At 68.7% G+C, this 18,350-nt stretch carries 13 protein-coding genes; 5 read left to right on the forward strand and 8 right to left on the reverse strand.

Features of this window, described 5'->3' with window-relative positions:
* Positions 1-6: 6 nt before the first annotated feature.
* The 3 genes from ACRYJK_RS06350 to ACRYJK_RS06360 all read right to left on the reverse strand — a co-directional run bounded on the left by ACRYJK_RS06350 (position 7) and on the right by ACRYJK_RS06360 (position 2,591).
* Positions 7-636, reverse strand: a complete 630-nt coding sequence (locus ACRYJK_RS06350; RefSeq protein ID WP_482666698.1) for a class I SAM-dependent methyltransferase — start codon at positions 634-636, stop codon at positions 7-9.
* Between the two features lie 103 nt (positions 637-739).
* Positions 740-1,675 carry an ACP S-malonyltransferase gene (gene fabD, locus ACRYJK_RS06355; protein ID WP_482666699.1) on the reverse strand — a complete coding sequence of 312 codons (936 nt, stop codon included), beginning with the start codon at positions 1,673-1,675 and terminating at the stop codon, positions 740-742.
* Between the two features lie 22 nt (positions 1,676-1,697).
* The gene (locus tag ACRYJK_RS06360) at positions 1,698-2,591 is read right to left on the reverse strand and encodes an LD-carboxypeptidase (RefSeq protein ID WP_482666700.1); all 894 of its coding nucleotides are present in this window, start codon (positions 2,589-2,591) and stop codon (positions 1,698-1,700) included.
* Positions 2,592-2,821: 230 nt separating this feature from the next.
* Here ACRYJK_RS06360 and ACRYJK_RS06365 point away from each other — a divergent pair, with 230 nt between their 5' ends.
* From ACRYJK_RS06365 to ACRYJK_RS06380, 4 genes are all read left to right on the forward strand, one after another.
* Positions 2,822-4,201: a glutamate ligase domain-containing protein gene (locus ACRYJK_RS06365; RefSeq protein ID WP_482666701.1), complete on the forward strand. Its 1,380-nt coding sequence runs from the start codon at positions 2,822-2,824 to the stop codon at positions 4,199-4,201.
* The gene (gene mgtE, locus ACRYJK_RS06370) at positions 4,198-5,595 is read left to right on the forward strand and encodes a magnesium transporter (RefSeq protein WP_482666702.1); all 1,398 of its coding nucleotides are present in this window, start codon (positions 4,198-4,200) and stop codon (positions 5,593-5,595) included. The genes ACRYJK_RS06365 and mgtE overlap by 4 nt, the downstream gene beginning before the upstream one ends.
* Before the next feature lie 31 nt (positions 5,596-5,626).
* A complete protein-coding gene (locus ACRYJK_RS06375; RefSeq protein WP_482666703.1) occupies positions 5,627-7,738 on the forward strand; it encodes a S9 family peptidase in 2,112 nt (703 codons plus the stop codon).
* 156 nt (positions 7,739-7,894) lie between these two features.
* Positions 7,895-10,837, forward strand: a complete 2,943-nt coding sequence (locus tag ACRYJK_RS06380; RefSeq protein ID WP_482666704.1) for a valine--tRNA ligase — start codon at positions 7,895-7,897, stop codon at positions 10,835-10,837.
* 15 nt (positions 10,838-10,852) lie between these two features.
* On the opposite strand, the gene ACRYJK_RS06385 is transcribed toward ACRYJK_RS06380, so the two are convergent.
* Positions 10,853-11,944, reverse strand: coding sequence for a hypothetical protein (locus ACRYJK_RS06385; protein ID WP_482666705.1), 1,092 nt, complete (start codon positions 11,942-11,944; stop codon positions 10,853-10,855).
* Positions 11,945-12,074: 130 nt separating this feature from the next.
* Between ACRYJK_RS06385 and uvrA the strand changes: the two genes are divergently transcribed.
* Positions 12,075-15,095 (forward strand): excinuclease ABC subunit UvrA, encoded by a 3,021-nt coding sequence (gene uvrA / locus ACRYJK_RS06390; protein WP_482666706.1) that lies wholly within the window; start codon positions 12,075-12,077, stop codon positions 15,093-15,095.
* Between the two features lie 243 nt (positions 15,096-15,338).
* Here uvrA and ndk read toward each other — a convergent pair whose 3' ends face one another.
* From ndk to ACRYJK_RS06410, 4 genes are all read right to left on the reverse strand, one after another.
* The gene (ndk, locus tag ACRYJK_RS06395; protein WP_482666707.1) at positions 15,339-15,761 is read right to left on the reverse strand and encodes a nucleoside-diphosphate kinase; all 423 of its coding nucleotides are present in this window, start codon (positions 15,759-15,761) and stop codon (positions 15,339-15,341) included.
* Positions 15,762-15,834: 73 nt separating this feature from the next.
* The gene (locus tag ACRYJK_RS06400) at positions 15,835-16,266 is read right to left on the reverse strand and encodes a hypothetical protein (protein WP_482666708.1); all 432 of its coding nucleotides are present in this window, start codon (positions 16,264-16,266) and stop codon (positions 15,835-15,837) included.
* 13 nt (positions 16,267-16,279) lie between these two features.
* Entirely contained in the window at positions 16,280-16,732 is a 453-nt protein-coding gene (locus ACRYJK_RS06405; RefSeq protein ID WP_482666709.1) for a DNA polymerase III subunit chi, read from the reverse strand.
* A 10-nt stretch (positions 16,733-16,742) separates the two neighbouring features.
* On the reverse strand, positions 16,743-18,200 hold the full coding sequence (locus tag ACRYJK_RS06410; RefSeq protein WP_482667411.1) for a leucyl aminopeptidase: 1,458 nt from the start codon (positions 18,198-18,200) through the stop codon (positions 16,743-16,745).
* Positions 18,201-18,350: the final 150 nt, after the last annotated feature.

The following is an 18,350-nucleotide window of genomic DNA, read 5'->3' on the forward strand; positions in this document are numbered from 1 at the left end:
AGCCGGTCAGGCCTCGCCGCCGCCATCCTTGTGCGCCCAGAACAGGTAGCAGGGCGGCACGTTGACCCATTCGAACCCGTCGTCGATCCGGCCGAACTGCGCGAGATAATCGCGCGCCTTGCGACGGAACTGATAGACGAGGAACGTGCCCCCCGGCCGCAGCACGCGGTGCGTTGCGTCGGCAATTGCGGGGCCGACGCCCGCTGGCAGCGTCGAAAAGGGCAGCCCGGAAATCACTTGGTCCGCCGCGTCGAAACCGTGCGCGCGGACGATCGCCTCCACGTCGGCCGCCGAACCATGGACGGGGAGGAAACGGCTGTCCGCGATCTCCCGCCGCAGATAGGCAATGAAATCTTCGTTGGTGTCGATCGCAATCAGGGCCGCATCGCCGCGCAGGCGCTCGAGGATCGGCCTGGAGAAGGTGCCGACGCCCGGCCCATATTCGACGAACAGCTTCACCTCGTCCCACGGCACGCGCGACAGCATGTGGTCGATCAGCTTGGGCGAGGACGGGATGATCGATCCGACCATCACCGGGTGCTTCACAAAGCCTTTGAGGAACATCCCCCACGGCCCCATCGCGCGAACCAGGCGGTCGATCCCGCGCGCCGGCAGGCGTTCCTCGGTACGAAGCATGATGTCGGAAGGTCCTCGACAGGAGCGCGCGCTCAGCGTCGCCCAGGGAAGCGACCGCTTTTGCAGAACCGCCGCTCCGATTCAACCGGGCAGCAATGTATCGTCACAGCCGGGCCATCGCCGCGTCGATGTCGTCCATCGTCACGATGCTGGCGACGCTCGCGTCGGGGGCGATGCGCTTGACCATCGGTGCCAGCACCTTGCCGCCGACCTCGACGAAGTCGGTGACGCCGGCCTCCCACATATGCGCGATCGTTTCGCGCCAGCGCACGCGGCCGGTGACCTGCTCGGCGAGAAGTTCCGCGATGCGCGCGCCGTCGCTCTCCGGCGCGGCGCTGACGTTGGCCCAGACGGGCCGGCGCGGCGCACGCGGCGGATGCTGTTCGAGCGCCGCGCGCATCGCCTCGGCCGCAGGCGCCATCAGCGGCGAGTGGAACGGCGCCGACACGGGCAGCTTCACCGCGCGGCGGATGCCGTGATCCTTGGCGACAGCGATGGCGCGCTCGACCGCGGCGGCGTGGCCGGAGATGACCACCTGCGTCGGATCATTGTCGTTCGCGACCGCGAGCACCTCGCCCTCCGCCGCCGCGTCGCACAGGGCCTGCGCCGCACCGAGGTCAGCGCCGAGCAGCGCGGCCATCGCGCCCTCCCCCACCGGCACCGCCGCCTGCATCGCATCGCCGCGCACGCGCAGCAGCCGCGCGGTGGTGGCGAGGTCAAAGCTCTCGCCCGCGCACAGCGCGCTATATTCGCCGAGGCTGTGCCCCGCGAGCGCATCCGCTTTCGCGCCAAGGTCGAGCCCGCCCTCGCGCTGCATCACCCGCAGCGTGGCGATGGCGTTGGCCATGATCGCCGGCTGCGCATTGGCGGTGAGCGTAAGGTCCGCCTCCGGCCCCTCCGCCATCAGAACGGAGAGCTTCTGCCCCAGCGCATCGTCCACTTCCTCGAGCGTCTCGCGAGCGACCGTGCTCGCTGCGGCGAGGTCGCGGCCCATGCCGACCGCCTGGCTGCCCTGACCCGGAAACAGGAACGCGCGCATCATCTCTCCCTTGGGTTTGCAATCAGCCGAGGCGCCCGAACGGCACCACCTTGTTGGCGTTGTCGTGGCCGATGTCGGCGCGGCCGCCGTAGCGGATGTTCGCGCGTTCGCACCAGTATCGTGCGATCCCGACCTCATCGTCGCCAAAGGGGCGGTCGTTGTCCTTGACGTCGCTGATCCGCCCGAGCCGCAGCTCTTTCGGCGGGTGGCGCCACATCGAGCTGGTCACGGCGAACATGCAGCGGTCGACCGAATAGAGATATTCGCTCACCTCTTCGACCATCACGACGCTGTTCGACAGGTCGGGCATCAGCGGCGTGCCGACCAGCATGGCGAGGGTGATGAGGTTGAAGCCGACGTGGGTGTCGCCGGGGCGCATGGTCGGTTCGAGCGCGCGCGGGTCCTTACGCGAAAGCCAGGCAAGCGCCCGGCTCGCCGGCTCCTCGCCGCCGCTGCGGTTGACGTCCACGACCATCGGCCCATGCGCGACGTGCGGAAAACCCGCACGGTAGAGCGCCGCCAGCAGATAGCCCGCGTCGCTGTAGCCCATGTAGGTCTTGCGTCGCGCGATCGGCGACAGGCGCGGCAGAATGTCGGGTGCGATCCGCCCCGCGCCATAGCCTCCGCGCGCGAACCAGATCGCGTCGATGTCCTCGCGGTTGGCGAATTCGATAAAGGCATCGCGGCGCTGCGCATCATTGCCCGCAAAATGGCCATGCCGCATCGGGTCGGGCACAACCTCCTCGTTGGAGACGGTGAAGCCGGTCTCCCCGCCCATGACGTTAGACGATCGCGCGAACACCTGCGGGTGGATGACGAGTTCGACGTCAGGAAACTGCGCCGCGGCAAGCGCGCGGATCTTCTGCACGTGCACCGGCAGCAGATAGACGCTCGGCGCGACCACTCCGATCTTCACGCGGCCACTCCCCCGGTTGCAACTGCGTTGCCGTGCCGGATTTGGGCCGAGCGGGCAAGGGAGGGGCGCGGACGAAGCGCCAGAATGCAGCGTCGCCCCGGACTTGATCCGGGGCTGGTCGCCTCGTCCCGCAGCCAAAAGGATAGCCTTGGCCCGGATCAGGTGCGGGCCGACGAAATACGCATGACAACCCTTGTCCCTCCGCCTTCCCCCGCCTAGCGCGCGGGACGATGAGCGTTCCTGCGAAAACCTTCTTCTGCGGCATCGGCGGGTCCGGGATGCTCCCGCTCGCGCTGATCGCCAAGGCGCGGGGGAGCGAGGTGGCGGGGAGCGATCGTAGCCGCGACGCGGGGCGGTCGGCAGAGAAGTTCGCCTTTCTCGAACGCAAGGGCATCGCGCTCTACCCGCAGGACGGCAGCGGGCTGACATCCCCCGAGCAGACGCTGGTTGCCTCCGCCGCGATCGAGGACAGCGTGCCGGAGGTCGCCAAGGCCCGCGCGCTCGGCGCCCCACGCATGACCCGCGCGGAGCTCAACGCGGCTTTGTTCAACGACGCAGCCGTCGCGGTCGGCATCGGCGGCACAAGCGGCAAATCGACCGCGACGGCGATGCTGGGGCACATCCTGTCACACGTGGGTCTCAATCCGACGGTGATGAATGGCGCGGTGATGCGCAATTTCGCGACCCCCGACATGCCCTTCGCCAGCGCCGTCGTCGGCGACGCGGACCTCTACGTCTCTGAGGTGGACGAGAGCGACGGTTCGATCGCGCTCTATCGCCCGAGCGTCGCGGTGGTCACCAACATCAGCCTCGACCACAAGAGCCTCGACGAGTTGCAGCTGCTGTTCGGCGCGTTCCTCGCCTCCGCCGGGCACGCCATCGTCAATGCCGACGATGCGGACAGCGCCGATCTGCCCGCCACGTCGCGCTTCGGGTTTGCCGAGCACGCCGACGTTCGCGCGGTGGTCGTGCGCCCGCGCGGCGACGGCATCGACTTCACGCTCAGCGCGAACGGGGAGACCCACCCGGTCGCGCTGCGCCAGCCGGGACGGCACAATGTCAGCAACGCGCTCGCCGCCTGCGCCGCCGCCAATGCGCTGGGGGTGAGCTACGCCGACGCCGCGCGCGCGCTCACCAGCTTTGCGGGCACCGCGCGGCGTTACGAGATCGTCGGCACTGCGGGCGGCGTCACGGTCATCGACGATTTCGCGCACAACCCCGATAAGGTCGCCGCGACCCTCTCCGCCGTCGCCGACACGCCGGGCCGCGCGCTCATATTCTTCCAGCCGCACGGCTATGGCCCGCTGCGGCAGATGGGCGCGGAACTGGCGAAGAGCTTTGCTGCCGGGATGCGCGAGGGCGACCGGCTGTGGGTGTGCGACCCGGTCTATTTCGGCGGCACCGTCGACCGCAGCGTCGGCAGCGAGCGGCTGGTGGCGGACATCCGCGCGGGCGGCGGTGACGCCACCCATCTCCCCTCGCGCGAAGAATGCGGAGCGGCGCTCCTGTCCGAGGCGCGCGAGGGCGACCGCATCCTCATCCTGGGCGCGCGCGACGACACGCTGACCGACTTCGCGCGCTCGCTGTTCGAGGGTCTGGCGGCGCGATGAGCGTCGACGAACTCGCCCCCGCGCCGCCGGCCTCGCAACTCGACGAGGACGACCGGCTGCGCCCCGAATTCGTCCGCCAGGTGCTCGCCGCGGTCGAGGCGGGCGACGATGCGGCCGCGCGCGCGCTGGTCGAACCGCTCCACCCCGCCGACCGCGCCGACCTGTTCGAGACGGTCGGCGAAGGCCAGCGCGGCGCACTCGCGCAAGCTCTGGGCGATCTGATCGACGCCGACGTCATCGCCGAAATGAACGACTATGTCCGCGAAGGACTGGTCGACACGCTCGGCCCGGCGCAGGTGGCGGAGATCGCCGCCGAGCTCGATACCGACGACGCGGTCGCGATGATCGAGGACATGGAGGCCGACGATCAGGCCGCCGTCCTCGCCCAGCTCGGCCCCGAAGACCGCGCGGCGATCGAGAACGCGCTCTCCTACCCCGAAGAGACCGCCGGCCGCCTGATGCAGCGCGACCTCGTCGCGGTGGGCGAACATGTCACCGTGGGCGACATCATCGACCGCCTGCGCGAAGATCGGGAGGCGGCGGAAGACTTCTACGAAATCTACGTCGTCGACCCCGCGCATCGGCCGATCGGCTACGTCCAGCTCTCTCGCTTGTTGCGCACCGCGCGGGCGGAGAAAGTGGCCGACATCATGGTCCGCCAGCAGACGCTGATTCCGGTCGACATGGACCAGGAAGAGGTCGCGCTGCGCTTCCAGAAATATGCGCTGATCTCCGCCGCGGTCATCGACCCCGCCGGGCGGCTGGTCGGCATGATCACCGCCGACGACATCGTCCACATCGTCCAGGAAGAGGCGAGCGAGGACGTCACCCGCCTCGCAGGTGCGGGCGATGGCGACATCAACCAGCCGATCCACCTCGCGGTGCGCACGCGGCTTTCGTGGCTGATCGTCAACCTCGGCACCGCCATGCTCGCGGCGAGCGTGGTCGGCATGTTTCAAGCGGAGATCGCCGCACTCGCCCTGCTCGCGGTGCTGATGCCGATCGTGTCGGGCATGGGCGGCAATGCGGGGACTCAGACACTGGCGGTGACGGTCCGCGCGCTGGCCACCAACCAGCTGACCAGCGCCAACACCGCACGCATGGTGGCGCGGGAGATCACCATCGCGCTCGCCAATGGCGCCGCTCTGGGCACGATCATCGGGTTCGGCGTGACGCTGATCTTTGGCAACCCGACGCTCGGCGTGGTCATCGCCGCAGCAATGGCAATCACTAACCTGGCAGCAGGGCTCGCAGGGTTTTTCGTGCCGGTGCTGCTCGATCGCATGGATGTAGACCCCGCCGTATCCTCTGCGGTGTTCGTCACCGCGACGACCGACATCATCGGCTTTTTCAGCTTTCTCTCGCTGGCAGGCGCGGTCGGTCTCGCCGGTTGAGGTGCGCCCCGCCGCGCGCTAGCGTCGCGCGATGATCAGCCGCACCCTCCTCGCGCTCGGCGCGAGCTTCGCCGCCCTCACCGCCACCCCTGCCCTCGCCCGGCCGATGACGCCGGAGGACCTCGCCACCATCCCGCGCGTGGCGGCGCCGGTGGCCTCGCCCGATGGGCGCTGGGTGGTGTTCCAGCGCACCGACACCGACCCCGCGAGCTATGCGCGCACCACCGGCCTGTGGATCGTTCCGAGCACCGGCGGCGAACCGCGCCGGATCGCCGACATCGACGGCGCCAGCGAATCGTCGCCCGCGTTCAGCGCCGACGGCCGCCGCCTCTATTTCACCAGCGCCAAGAGCGGGAAGTCGCAGCTGTGGTTCGTCGCCTTCGACGGTGCGGGCAACGCCATGGGCGCGCCGGTGCAGGCGAGCGACACCATGGCCGACGTCGACGGCTTCCGCCTCGCCCCCGATGGGCGGCAGGTGGTGATGTGGGGTTCGATTCGACAGGATTGCCCGACCTTTGGCTGCGCCGCGGACACCACGCCGCGAGGCTCGGGCCGACTGTACAATGACGGCGAAGGCTTCGTCCGCCACTGGGACAGCTGGAAGGAGCCGGGCACCTTCAACCGCGCCTTTTCCTTCGCGCTCGGCGAGGACGGCCGCGTCGCGGGCGATGCGCGCGCGCTGATGCCCGAAGTGCGCGGCAACACGCCCTCCGCGCCGTTCGGCGGTGCCGAGGAGATCACGTGGAGCCCTGATTCGCGCACCGTCTACGTCACCCGCCGCGTCACCGACCGGGGTGAGGCGCGTTCGACCAACCTCGACATCTACAGCGTTGCCGCTGGCGGGGGGGCGGGCACCAACCTCACCGCCAACAACCAGGCGACCGACACGCTGCCGACGCCCTCGCCCGACGGGCGTTGGCTGGCGTGGGCGGCGATGTCGCGGCCGAGCTACGAGGCCGACCGGCAGGTGCTGATGCTGCGCGATCTGCGCACCGGCGCCGTGCGCGCGCTGACGCAAGGCTGGGACCGTTCGGTCGCTTCGATCGCCTGGGCGCCCGACAGCCGCAGCCTGATCGTCACCGCCCAGGATACGCTCGAGCATCCCGCGTTCCGCGTCGACGCGCGCACCGGCCGCGTCACGCGCCTGACGCAGCGCGGCAACATCGGCGATGTGACCGTGATGCGCGACGGGCGCATCCTCGCCAGCCGCAACGACATCACCGCGCCGACCGAGCTGGTGACGCTCCCGGCTCGCGGCGGCGCGCCGATGACGCTGACCCGTGTCACCGACGCTGCGCGGTCGGGTATCGACGGCTTCGACTATCGCCAGTTCAGCTTCCCCGGCGCGGGCGGCGAGACGGTGTGGGGGCAAATCATCGCCCCGCAAGGGACCGCCGGCCGCCCCCTCCCCACCATCCTGATGATCCACGGCGGCCCGCAGGGGAGCTTTGGCAACAGCTGGTCGACGCGCTGGAACCCAGCAACCTGGGCGGCGCAGGGCATGGCGGTCGTGACCATCGATTTCCACGGCTCGACGGGTTACGGCCAGGCCTTCACCGACAGCATCAACCGCGACTGGGGCGGCAAGCCGCTTGAGGATCTGCGCCTCGGCCTCGCCGCGGCGGCAAGGCTCGACCCGCGCGTGCAGCCCAACAACGCCTGCGCCGCGGGCGGCTCCTACGGCGGCTACATGGTGAACTGGATCGCGGGCAACTGGAGCGATCAGTTCAAATGCCTGATCAACCACGCCGGCGTGTTCGACCTGCGCGCGATGGCCTATGAAACCGAAGAGCAGTGGTTCGACGAATGGGACCACGGCGGCCCGTGGTACCAGCGTGAGAATGCCGAGCGCTGGAATCCGGTCAACTACGTCCGGAACTGGCGCACGCCGATGCTCGTCATCCACGGCGAAAAGGATTTCCGCATCCCCTACAGCCAGGGCCTCGCGTCGTGGAGCGCAGCGCAGCGGCGGGACGTCCCGGCGCAGCTGCTGATCTTCCCCGACGAGAACCACTGGATCCTGAAGGGCCGCAACAGCGTGCAGTGGCACCGCACCGTGTTCGACTGGGTGCGCCGCTGGACGGGGGCGGAGAATATCATGCCGGCGCCGGCGCCGACCACAGGCACGACGACGGGGGAATAACGCCCCCGTCGCCCCGGACTTGATTTGGGGCTGGGCTTTCCCATTCGGCGTCGCAAAGCCTTGGCCCGGATCAAGTCCGCGCCGACGTTGTGGGTCGGGCGGGTTTGAGTCCGCCCTCCATCTTGCCCCGCCGCCCTTGCGCGGTAAGGGCGGGGCATGACGCACCCGCCTGAGCCGACCGCCGCCCCGACCCTCGACAAGACCTTCGATCCCGCTGCGATCGAAGCGAAGTGGAGCGCGCATTGGGAGGCGAGCGGCGGCTATCGTCCGCATCGGCCCGACGCGCAGCCCTTCACCATCGTCAACCCGCCGCCCAACGTCACCGGCGCGCTGCACATCGGCCACGCGCTCGACAACACGCTGCAGGACGTGCTCGTCCGCTACCAGCGGCTGCGCGGCAAGGATGCGCTGTGGGTGGTCGGCACCGACCACGCAGGCATCGCGACGCAAATGGTGGTCGAGCGCCAGATGGCGGAGCGCCAGCAGAGGCGCACCGACATGAGCCGCGAGGATTTCGTTGCGAAAGTGTGGGAGTGGAAGGAGGAGAGCGGCGGCCAGATAACCCGCCAGCTCCGCCGGCTCGGCTGCTCGATGGACTGGAGCCGCGAGCAGTTCACCATGGACCCGCACTTCAGCCGCGCGGTCACCAAGGTGTTCGTCGAATTCTACCGACAGGGCCTCATCTACCGCGACAAGCGGCTGGTGAACTGGGACCCCAAGCTCGGCACCGCGATCAGCGATCTCGAAGTCGAGACACGCGAGGTCGAAGGGAGCTTCTGGCACCTGCGCTATCCGCTCGCCGACGGCGCGCGCACCGCGGACGGCGCGGACCACATCATCGTCGCCACCACGCGGCCCGAAACGCTGCTCGCCGATATGGCGGTGGCGGTGCACCCGGTGGACGAGCGCTACATGGCGCTGGTCGCGAGCGGGGCGAAGGTCGTGCTGCCGATCACCGGGCGCATCGTGCCGATCATCGCCGACGAACATGCCGATCCCGAACTCGGCTCGGGCGCGGTCAAGATCACGCCGGGGCACGACTTCAACGACTTCGAGGTCGGCCGCCGCGCCGACATCGCCGCCGCCGACATGCTCAACATGCTCGATGCGCAGGCGCGAGTGGTGCAGGTCGCCGACGGGCTGATCCCGGCGGAGCTGATCGGCCTCGACCGCTTCGACGCGCGCAAGGCGGTGGTAGCTCGGCTTGAGGCGGACGCCCTCCTCGACCACGTCGAACCGCGCACGATTCAGACCCCCTACGGCGACCGCTCGGGCGTGGTGATCGAACCGTGGCTGACCGACCAATGGTACGTCGACGCCAAAACCCTCGCCCAGCCCGCAATCGAGGCGGTGCGCTCGGGCGAAGTGAAGATCGTCCCCGCCAGCTGGGAGAAGACCTTTTTCCACTGGATGGAGAACATCCAGCCCTGGTGCATTTCCCGCCAGCTGTGGTGGGGGCATCGGGTGCCGGTGTGGTACGCCGACGACGGCCGCGTGATAGTCGCGGAAACTGAGGCCGAAGCACAGGCCGAGGCCGGCGAAGGCATGACGCTGCGTCAGGACGAAGACGTGCTCGACACCTGGTTCAGCTCCGCGCTGTGGCCGTTTGCGACGCTGGGCTGGCCAGAAAGCGACGCCCCCCTCCCCTTCAGGGGAGGGGCTGGGGGTGGGGTCCCTCCGGCGAGCGCCGAGCCAACCGCACCACCCCACCCCAACCCCTCCCCTGAAGGGGAGGGGCTTGTCGCACACGACCGTGCCTCCGCCCTCCCCCGTCATGCTGAACTTGTTTCAGCATCCAGCGGCGAGGCGCTGACGTCGACGACCGCGGAATGGACCCTGAAACAAGTTCAGGGTGACGAAGGCAATCGGGGCGACGAATCTGCTCCCCCTCCCCAGCAAGCCGGGGAGGATTTGCTGGCCCGGCATTACCCCAACGACGTGCTGATCTCCGGTTTCGACATCCTGTTTTTCTGGGATGCGCGGATGCTGATGCAGGGGCTGCATTTCATGGGGGAGGTGCCGTGGCGGACGCTGTACCTCCACGGACTCGTGCGCGCGCCTGACGGGCAGAAAATGTCCAAGTCCAAGGGCAATGTGGTCGATCCGCTCGGCCTCATCGACCGCTACGGCGCCGACGCGCTGCGTTTCTTCATGAGCGCGATGGAGAGCCAGGGCCGCGACATCAAGATGGATGACGCGCGCCTCCAAGGCTACCGCAACTTCGCGACCAAGCTGTGGAACGCCGCCCGGTTCGCGCAGGCCAACGGCATCGGCGCCAGCGACACGCTCGCCGCGCCGGAGGCGACGCTGCCGGTCAACCGCTGGATCATCGGCGAGCTCGCCGACACCGTCGCCGCGGTCGAGGCGGCCTTCGCCGCCTACCGCTTCGACGAGGCGGCGAACGCGATCTACCGCTTCACCTGGGACCGGTTCTGCGACTGGTATCTGGAGCTGATCAAGGGTCAGGTCGACGACGAAACCCGCCGCGTCGCGGGCTGGGTGCTCGACCAGATCCTCGTCACGCTGCACCCGTTCATGCCGTTCGTGACCGAAGAGCTGTGGCACGCGATGGGTGCGCGCAGCTACGACCTGATTGTTGCCAAATGGCCCGAGCCGCGCGCGACCCGCGACGCGCAGGCGAGCGCCGACATCGACTGGCTGATCGACCTCGTCAGCCAGTTGCGCGGTGCCAAGGCGGCGATCGGCCTAGCCCCGGGCGCGCGCTTGCCGCTCCACGTCGCGGGCGGTGATGCGGGCCGGATCGAGCGGCTTTCGGCAGCTCTCGATCGCGTCGGTCGGGTCAGCGCAGTGTCGCACGACCCCCTCCCCGCCGGCACCCCCGCGATCAACCTTGTCGTCGGCGGGGTCAGCGTCGCGGCGCCGATCGGAGACCTGATCGACGTAGATGCGGAGCGCGCGCGGCTCGACAAGGCGCTGTCGGTGGCGACCAAGGACCGTGACGGGCTCGCCGTGCGGCTCGGCAACGCCAGCTTCGTCGAGCGCGCCAAACCCGAAGCCGTCGCCAAAGCCCGCACCGACCTCGCCACGCGTGAGGAGGAGATTGCGGCACTGACCACTGCCCGCGCCGCGCTGGGCTGAGGCCGAGCGGCCCGGTTATTCGGGGCGCACGTCCGCGGCGTTGATGTCACGCGAACGTGGCTGCGGCCTCTCGCTGACGCGCGGCGCCGACTCGCGCACCACGTCATGCACCGGCGCGGGCGTCTCCACCCGCTCGGCCCGGGTCGGCGCACTCGCCTGCGGGCGTTCGACCGACTGTCGCGGCGGGGGAGCGATCGTGTCGCGCCCGGAGCTTTCGACGATCCCGTCGCGCCACCGCCCGCCGTCGGGCGATCGCGCCGCGGCCGGGGCGTCGCGCCGCAGCGGCACCGCTTGCGATCGATCGGCGGGCGCGGTCCACATCGGCGCGCTGCTCCGCCGCCCCGCCTCCAGCTCCGCCTGAGTCGGCTGGCGCGGCTGCGGTGCCACGGGCGGCCGGTACCGGTCGCGGCGACGCCCGTAATACCAGTCGTTGCGCGAACGCCAGTAGGGGTCGCCCCAGCCATAGCTGTTGCCGATGAAAATGCTGCCGACGACCGGCATCCAGGTCGACCAGTCCGGCACGCGATTGCGCGAGCCACGCCAGCGCGTCGACTGCGCCGCGGCCAGCAGCGCGCGGCCGCGCTCCCACGCCGCAGTCGCTTCGCCGGGATCGAAGCCCTGTCCCTGCCAGCCGCGCAGCAGCCCCGAACTCGCGTAGCGCGCCACCGCGACATTGCCGTCGAAGGCGAACGCGCCATCGGCATCGCGCACGAGGTAGGGGGCCATCGCACCGGCATCGTAAAAGAACTGCAGCACGTCGTTGCGGCGCGGTTCGATGATCATCATCTCGCCCGTCCGCGTGCGCCAGGCGTAGGCATAGCCGCCGTCGAAGGGAAAGCCAAAGTCCGGTTCGGCGTTGCCGAACATCCGCGCCAGCATGTCGGCGCGGTCGATCGGGTCGTAGGCCTCGACCGGGCCCGCGTTCCAGCCGGCCCGGTTCATGCCGCTTCGCCAGTCGCCCTCAGCCGAGCCGTAACGGCCATATCCGTCGTCTCGGTAGCCATAGCCATAGCCCTCGTCATAGCCGCCGGGCATCATCATGCAGCCGGATAGCGCCAACGCCCCTGCTGCGACGACCAGCCACCTTGCCTGACCCCGGTGCTGCATTATCTTTACCCCGATCCGGACGCGGCCCCCAGCGAGTGCGACCGGCGCCACCCTTCCGCGTTACGTCTGCACCTTCGCTGAACGTGTCGCGGCTTGCCCGTAACGAACAAATGTGGAACTGCGTGCGGATATGAGCCTCACCCATATCAAGGTGCGCGGGGCGCGCGAACATAACCTCAAAGGGGTCGACATCGACCTCCCGCGCGACAAGCTGATCGTCATCACCGGCCTGTCGGGCAGCGGCAAATCGAGCCTCGCGTTCGACACCATCTATGCCGAGGGGCAGCGCCGCTACGTCGAATCGCTGTCCGCCTACGCGCGCCAGTTTCTCGAGATGATGCAAAAGCCGGACGTCGAGCATATCGACGGCCTCTCCCCCGCCATCTCGATCGAACAGAAAACCACCAGCCGCAATCCCCGCTCGACCGTGGCGACGGTGACCGAGATCTACGACTATATGCGCCTCCTCTGGGCGCGGGTCGGCGTTCCCTACTCCCCCGCCACCGGCGAGCCGATCAGCGCCCAGTCGGTGAGCCAGATGGTCGACCGGGTGATGGCCTTGCCGGAGGGGACGCGCGCCTATCTTCTCGCCCCCGTGGTGAGGGGTCGTAAGGGTGAATATCGTAAAGAACTCGCCCAGTGGCAAAAGGACGGCTTCACCCGCGTCCGCATCGACGGCGAATTCTACGAGGTCGATGAAGCCCCCGCCCTCGACAAGCAGAAGAAGCACGACATCGAGGTGGTGGTCGACCGCATCGTCGTGCGCGAGGGGATCGAGGCGCGGCTCGCCGACAGTTTCGAACAGGCGCTGAAGCTGGCCGAGGGGCTGGCCTATGTCGACCTGGCGGACACGACGGTGGCGGAGGCGGCTGGCGGGGCCTCTGGGGCGGGTCAAGACGCGACGGCGGCGGGCGCGCTCAAGGGCGCCGCCCTCCCCGCCAACCGCATCGTCTTTTCCGAGAAGTTCGCCTGCCCCGTCTCCGGCTTCACCATTGCCGAGGTCGAACCGCGGCTGTTCAGCTTCAACGCACCGCAGGGCGCGTGTCCGGCGTGCGACGGGCTGGGCGAGAAGCTCGAATTCGACGCCGACCTCGTAGTGCCGAACCACAACCTCAGCCTCAAGCAGGGCGCAGTTGTGCCATGGGCGAAGTCGAACCCGCCCTCGCCCTATTATATGCAGGTGCTGGGCAGCCTCGCGAAAGCGTTCGGGTTCGAGCTGACCACGCTGTGGCGCGATCTCCCGCCCGAGGCGCAAGACGCGGTGCTGCACGGCACGCACGGTCGCGCCATCCCGCTAACCTTTCAGGATGGGCGCAAGAGCTACACCGTCAACAAGCCGTTCGAAGGCGTGCTCGGCAACCTCCAGCGGCGCATGGCGCAGACCGAAAGCGCGTGGATGCGCGAGGAACTGTCGCGCTTTCAGCAGCCGCATCCGTGCGAAACCTGCCACGGCGCGCGGTTGAAGCCCGAAGCGCTTTCGGTGAAGGTGGCGGGCGAGGACATCAGCCTCTCCGCGCGTCGCTCGGTGGCGGCGGCGCTGGCGTGGTTCGAGGAACTCGCGCCGCGCCTGACCGAACAACAGCGCACCATCGCCACCCCGATCCTCAAGGAGATCGTCGAGCGACTGGGCTTCCTCAACAATGTCGGGCTCGATTATCTCAACCTCGACCGCACGTCGGGCACCCTGTCGGGGGGCGAGAGCCAGCGCATCCGCCTCGCCTCGCAGATCGGGTCGGGACTGTCGGGCGTGCTCTACGTCCTCGACGAACCGTCGATCGGCCTTCACCAGCGCGACAACGACCGACTGCTGGCGACGCTACGCCGTCTGCGCGATCTCGGCAACACGGTGATCGTCGTCGAACATGACGAGGACGCGATCCGCAGCGCCGACTGGGTGGTCGACATGGGCCCCGGCGCGGGCGTGCACGGCGGCGAAGTCGTGGCGGAAGGCCCGCTCAAGACCGTGCTCAAGAGCCGCAAAAGCCTCACCGCCGACTATCTCACCGGGCGGCGCTCGATTGCGGTTCCGGCGGAGCGACGCGTTGCGAATGCCGAGGACCGCTCGACCCTGCGCACCCGCGCGCCCAAGGCCAAGCGCACCGCGCGCGAAGCCAAGAAGCTGGCGCAGGCGGGCAAATGGCTGACGCTAACCGGCGCGAAGGCCAACAACCTCCACGACGTGACGCTCAAGATACCTGTCGGCACCTTCACCTGCATCACCGGCGTGTCGGGTTCGGGCAAATCGAGCCTCGTCATCGACACGTTGCAGGCGGTGGCGAGCCGCACGCTCAACGGCGCGCGCGTGCTGGCCGGGCCGTACGACTCGATCGACGGGCTCGAATGGTTCGACAAGGTGATCGACATCGACCAGTCGCCGATCGGCCGCACCCCGCGGTCGAACCCCGCCACCTACACCGGCGCGTTCACGCTCATCCGCGACTGGTTTGCGGGCCTGCCGGAGTCGCAGGCGCGAGGCTACAAACCCGGCCGCTTCAGCTTCAACGTCAAGGGCGGGCGCTGCGAAAGCTGTCAGGGCGACGGCGTCATCAAGATTGAGATGCACTTCCTGCCCGACGTCTATGTGACGTGCGAAACGTGCAACGGCGCGCGCTACAATCGCGAGACGCTGGAGGTGAAGTTCAAGGGCAAGTCGATCGCCGACATTCTCGACATGACCGTCGAGGACGCGCACGAATTCTTCAAGGCGGTGCCGCCGTTGCGCGAACGCATGGCGATGCTGGAGGAGGTCGGACTCGGCTACCTCAAGGTGGGGCAGCAGGCGACAACGCTGTCGGGCGGTGAGGCACAGCGAGTGAAGCTCTCCAAGGAACTGTCCCGCCGTGCCACGGGCAACACGCTTTACATCCTCGACGAGCCCACCACGGGCCTACATTTCGAGGACGTCCGCAAGCTGCTCGAAGTGCTGCATGCCCTAGTCGACCAGGGCAACACGGTGGTGGTGATCGAGCATAATCTCGACGTCATCAAGACCGCGGACTGGATCGTCGATCTCGGCCCCGAAGGCGGGGTCAAGGGCGGCGAGATCGTCGCCGAGGGGACCCCCGAGCAAGTTGCCCGCGAGCCGCGCAGCTTCACCGGGCGCTACCTCGCGCCACTGCTGGGGATGACGGCGAGCGAGGAGGCGGCGTGATCGCGCGGTCTACGAAAGTTTCGTGACCCCGGACCTGTTTCGGGGTCCAGCTGACTCGGCGCGACCATACTGAAGCCGTCAGCTCGTCCTAGGATCAAGTCCGGGTGACGGTGATTTGACGATCGGGTGGGCTGTCATGGGACTAAATCCCATGACGTCGGACGGGTTGGCCTTGCGGCCACCCGCCGGCCGGGATCGGCGTCCCTGACAGGACTGGGGCGCAGCTACGCTGCGTCCCTCGCCTCAACCTACGATTTCTTCGTCTTTGAAGAAGTGCGCGATCTCGATCTTCGCGTTCTCTTCGCTGTCGCTGCCGTGGACCGAATTAGCCTCGATCGATTCCGCGAACGCCTTGCGGATGGTGCCTTCGGTGGCGTCGGCGGGGTTGGTCGCGCCCATCACGTCGCGGTTCTTCTTCACCGCGTCCTCGCCTTCGAGCACCTGCACCACCACCGGGCCGGAGGTCATGAAGTCGCACAGTTCGCCGTAAAAGGGGCGTTCCTTGTGCACCTCGTAAAACTTCTCCGCCTGCTCGCGGGTCATGTGGATGCGCTTGGATGCGATGACGCGCAGGCCCGCGTCCTCGAGCATCTTGGTCACCGCCCCGGTGAGGTTGCGGCGGGTGGCGTCGGGCTTGATGATCGAAAAGGTGCGGGTGACCGCCATGGGAGAGCTCCGGATTACGCGGGATTGTGGCGCGCGCCCTAGCGGCGACGGCGCCCACGCTCAAGGGTGGGCGTCACGGCGTCACATCGAAGTTGAGCGTAACGTTGGTCCATTCGCCCTTGTCGATGGCCACCGCGCCGAATGTCCGGGGGCGACCCTCGCCCTGGCGGCGCGCCTCGTAGCTGCGGTTTGAGTCGGTGTCATAGCGTCCCGCATAGGCCATGCCCTGCCGCTTGGAGACGTCCTCGTAGAACCCCACCACCTCGGCCGCGGTCGCCTGCACCGAGAAGGTGGCGATGGTGCCGCCCTGGCTGGTCTTCATCACCTCCAGCGCCCGCGCACCGGTCGCGCCGAGGTAGATGGGAAAGCCATCGGGCAGGCGCGGATCGGGTCGCGATGCCGCGGTCGACGCGGCGGCCTTCGTCGTCGTTCCGCCCGCTGACCGTTCGCCACACGCGGCCAACGTCATCGCCGCCGCCGCCAGTCCCGCCACCATCCAACGCATGTCGTCTCTCCCGTCAGGGGCCTTCCCGCCAACCGCGCGGTCCCTGTGTCCAATAGCGGCAGTCGACCTCCGGTTCCTTGTTCAACCGTCGCCAGAGCCCGCGCGCCTCGTCGATGGTGGCCTGCCCGAACAGGAACAGCGCGCGGGCGTAGGTCAGCGCCTCGTCCCGCCAGCGTCCGTCGACCAGCGCCACCGCCCCCGCCGCCGCCTCCTGTGCACAGGGCGCGGTGCGGCAGAGGCGGATGGGGTCGTCGCTGTCGGCGTCATCGGGAAGCCCGTGCGGCAGGAAGCTCGCCGGTCGGGCGCACCATAGCGCTCGATCGACGGCCATCAGCGCCTCTTCCGCGTCGGCGACGATGGTTAGCGGGAGCCCCGCCGCCATCACCTTTTCCGCGAGCGCCGCCACCACCTGCGCCGGGTCGGCATCGCCGGTGAGGTGGTAGAAATCGACCCGCGTCGCGCTCATCGCCGCTGCGTCAGCCCTTCAGGCGCGCGTCGACAAAGGCGTTGAGCAGCCGCACCCCATAGCCGGTTGCGCCCTTGGCATGGGTCGCGCCCTCCTTGTCCGACCAGACCATCCCCGCGATGTCGAGGTGCGCCCAGTGCACGCCCTTTTCGACGAAGCGCTGCAGGAACTGCGCCGCCGTGATCGACCCGCCTTCGCGCGGCCCGATGTTCTTGATGTCCGCGATCGGGCTGTCGATCAGCTTGTCATACGCCTCGCCCAGCGGGAAGCGCCAAAGCTTCTCGCCGACCGTCGCGCCGGCTGCGAGCAGCTCGCTCGCGAGCGCGTCGTCATTGGCGAAGATTCCGCCATGTTCGCGCCCGAGGCTGATGATCATCGCGCCCGTCAGCGTGGCGAGGTCGATTACCACGTCGGGCGAATAGGTGCGCTGCGCCCAGGTCATCGCGTCGCACAGGATGAGCCGCCCTTCCGCGTCGGTGTTGAGCACCTCCACCGTCTGCCCCGACATGGTGGTGACGATGTCGCCCGGACGCTGTGCATTGCCGTCAGGCATGTTCTCCGCGAGCACGCAAACGCCGACGACATGCGCCGCCACGTTGCGCTTGGCGAGCGCAAGCATCGCGCCGGAGACCGCGCCCGCGCCGCCCATGTCCCACTTCATGTCCTCCATGCCCGGCCCGGGCTTGAGGCTGATGCCGCCCGTGTCGAACGTCACGCCTTTGCCGATCAACACCAGCGGCGGGCCGGAGGACGCGCCCTCCCCCTTCCACTCGAGCGCCAGTATGCGCGGCGGTCGCGCGGAGCCCTGTCCGACGCCGATCAGCGCGCCCATGCCAAGATCGCGCATCTTCGCATCGTCAAGCACGCTCACCGCGATCCCCGCCTCTGCGTGCCCGCGGCAGCGTTCGACGAAGCTTTCGGGGTAGAGGATATTGCCCGGCTCGCTCACCAGCTCGCGGGTGAAGGCGACGCCCTCCGCCAACGCCGCGACATCGCGGACCATCGCCTCGCTGCCTGCGCCCGAGATCGAGAGCGTGGCGAGCACGGGTTTGGCATCGTCCTTGATCTTCGTCTTGTAGCGCTCGATCCGCCAGCTGCGCAGCAGCGCCGCCAGCGCGAAGCGGCGCGCGGCGTCTTCGTCGAGGCCGGTGAGATCGGCGTGGGCACTCGTCGCTTTCGACGCCAGCAGCCGTCCGATCGCGGCGCCGGCGCCCTTCTCCACATCCGCGCCCTCGCCCGAGCCGATGCCGATGAAGATGATCCGCCGCGGCGCCCCGTTCGCGTTCACGAACTGCTCCAGTGCCGACCCCGCGCTGCCGTCGAAACGGGTCTGGTCGGCCGCACCGGCGGCAATTGCCGCAACCTCCCCCGGGGCGCGCGCAAAGCCTTCGTCGAGGCCAGTCTTGCGCACCGGAATGATGAGCGGGGTCGACGCATCGGCGGGCGCGGCGGCGAACTGAATGGTCAGCAAAGAGGGCGTTCCTTGTCGCTAGGCCGCCGCCGTATTGGGACGACCGGATTCCTGGCCTGCGATAGGAGCGTCCGCGCGGCGTTGCAAAGCCTCCCTCGGGCGCTATCAGCGCCAACGGGCGCGGCGACCCCCTTCGCATCCCCGCGC

It is taken from the genome of Sphingomonas sp. BLHR8 (assembly GCF_056821725.1).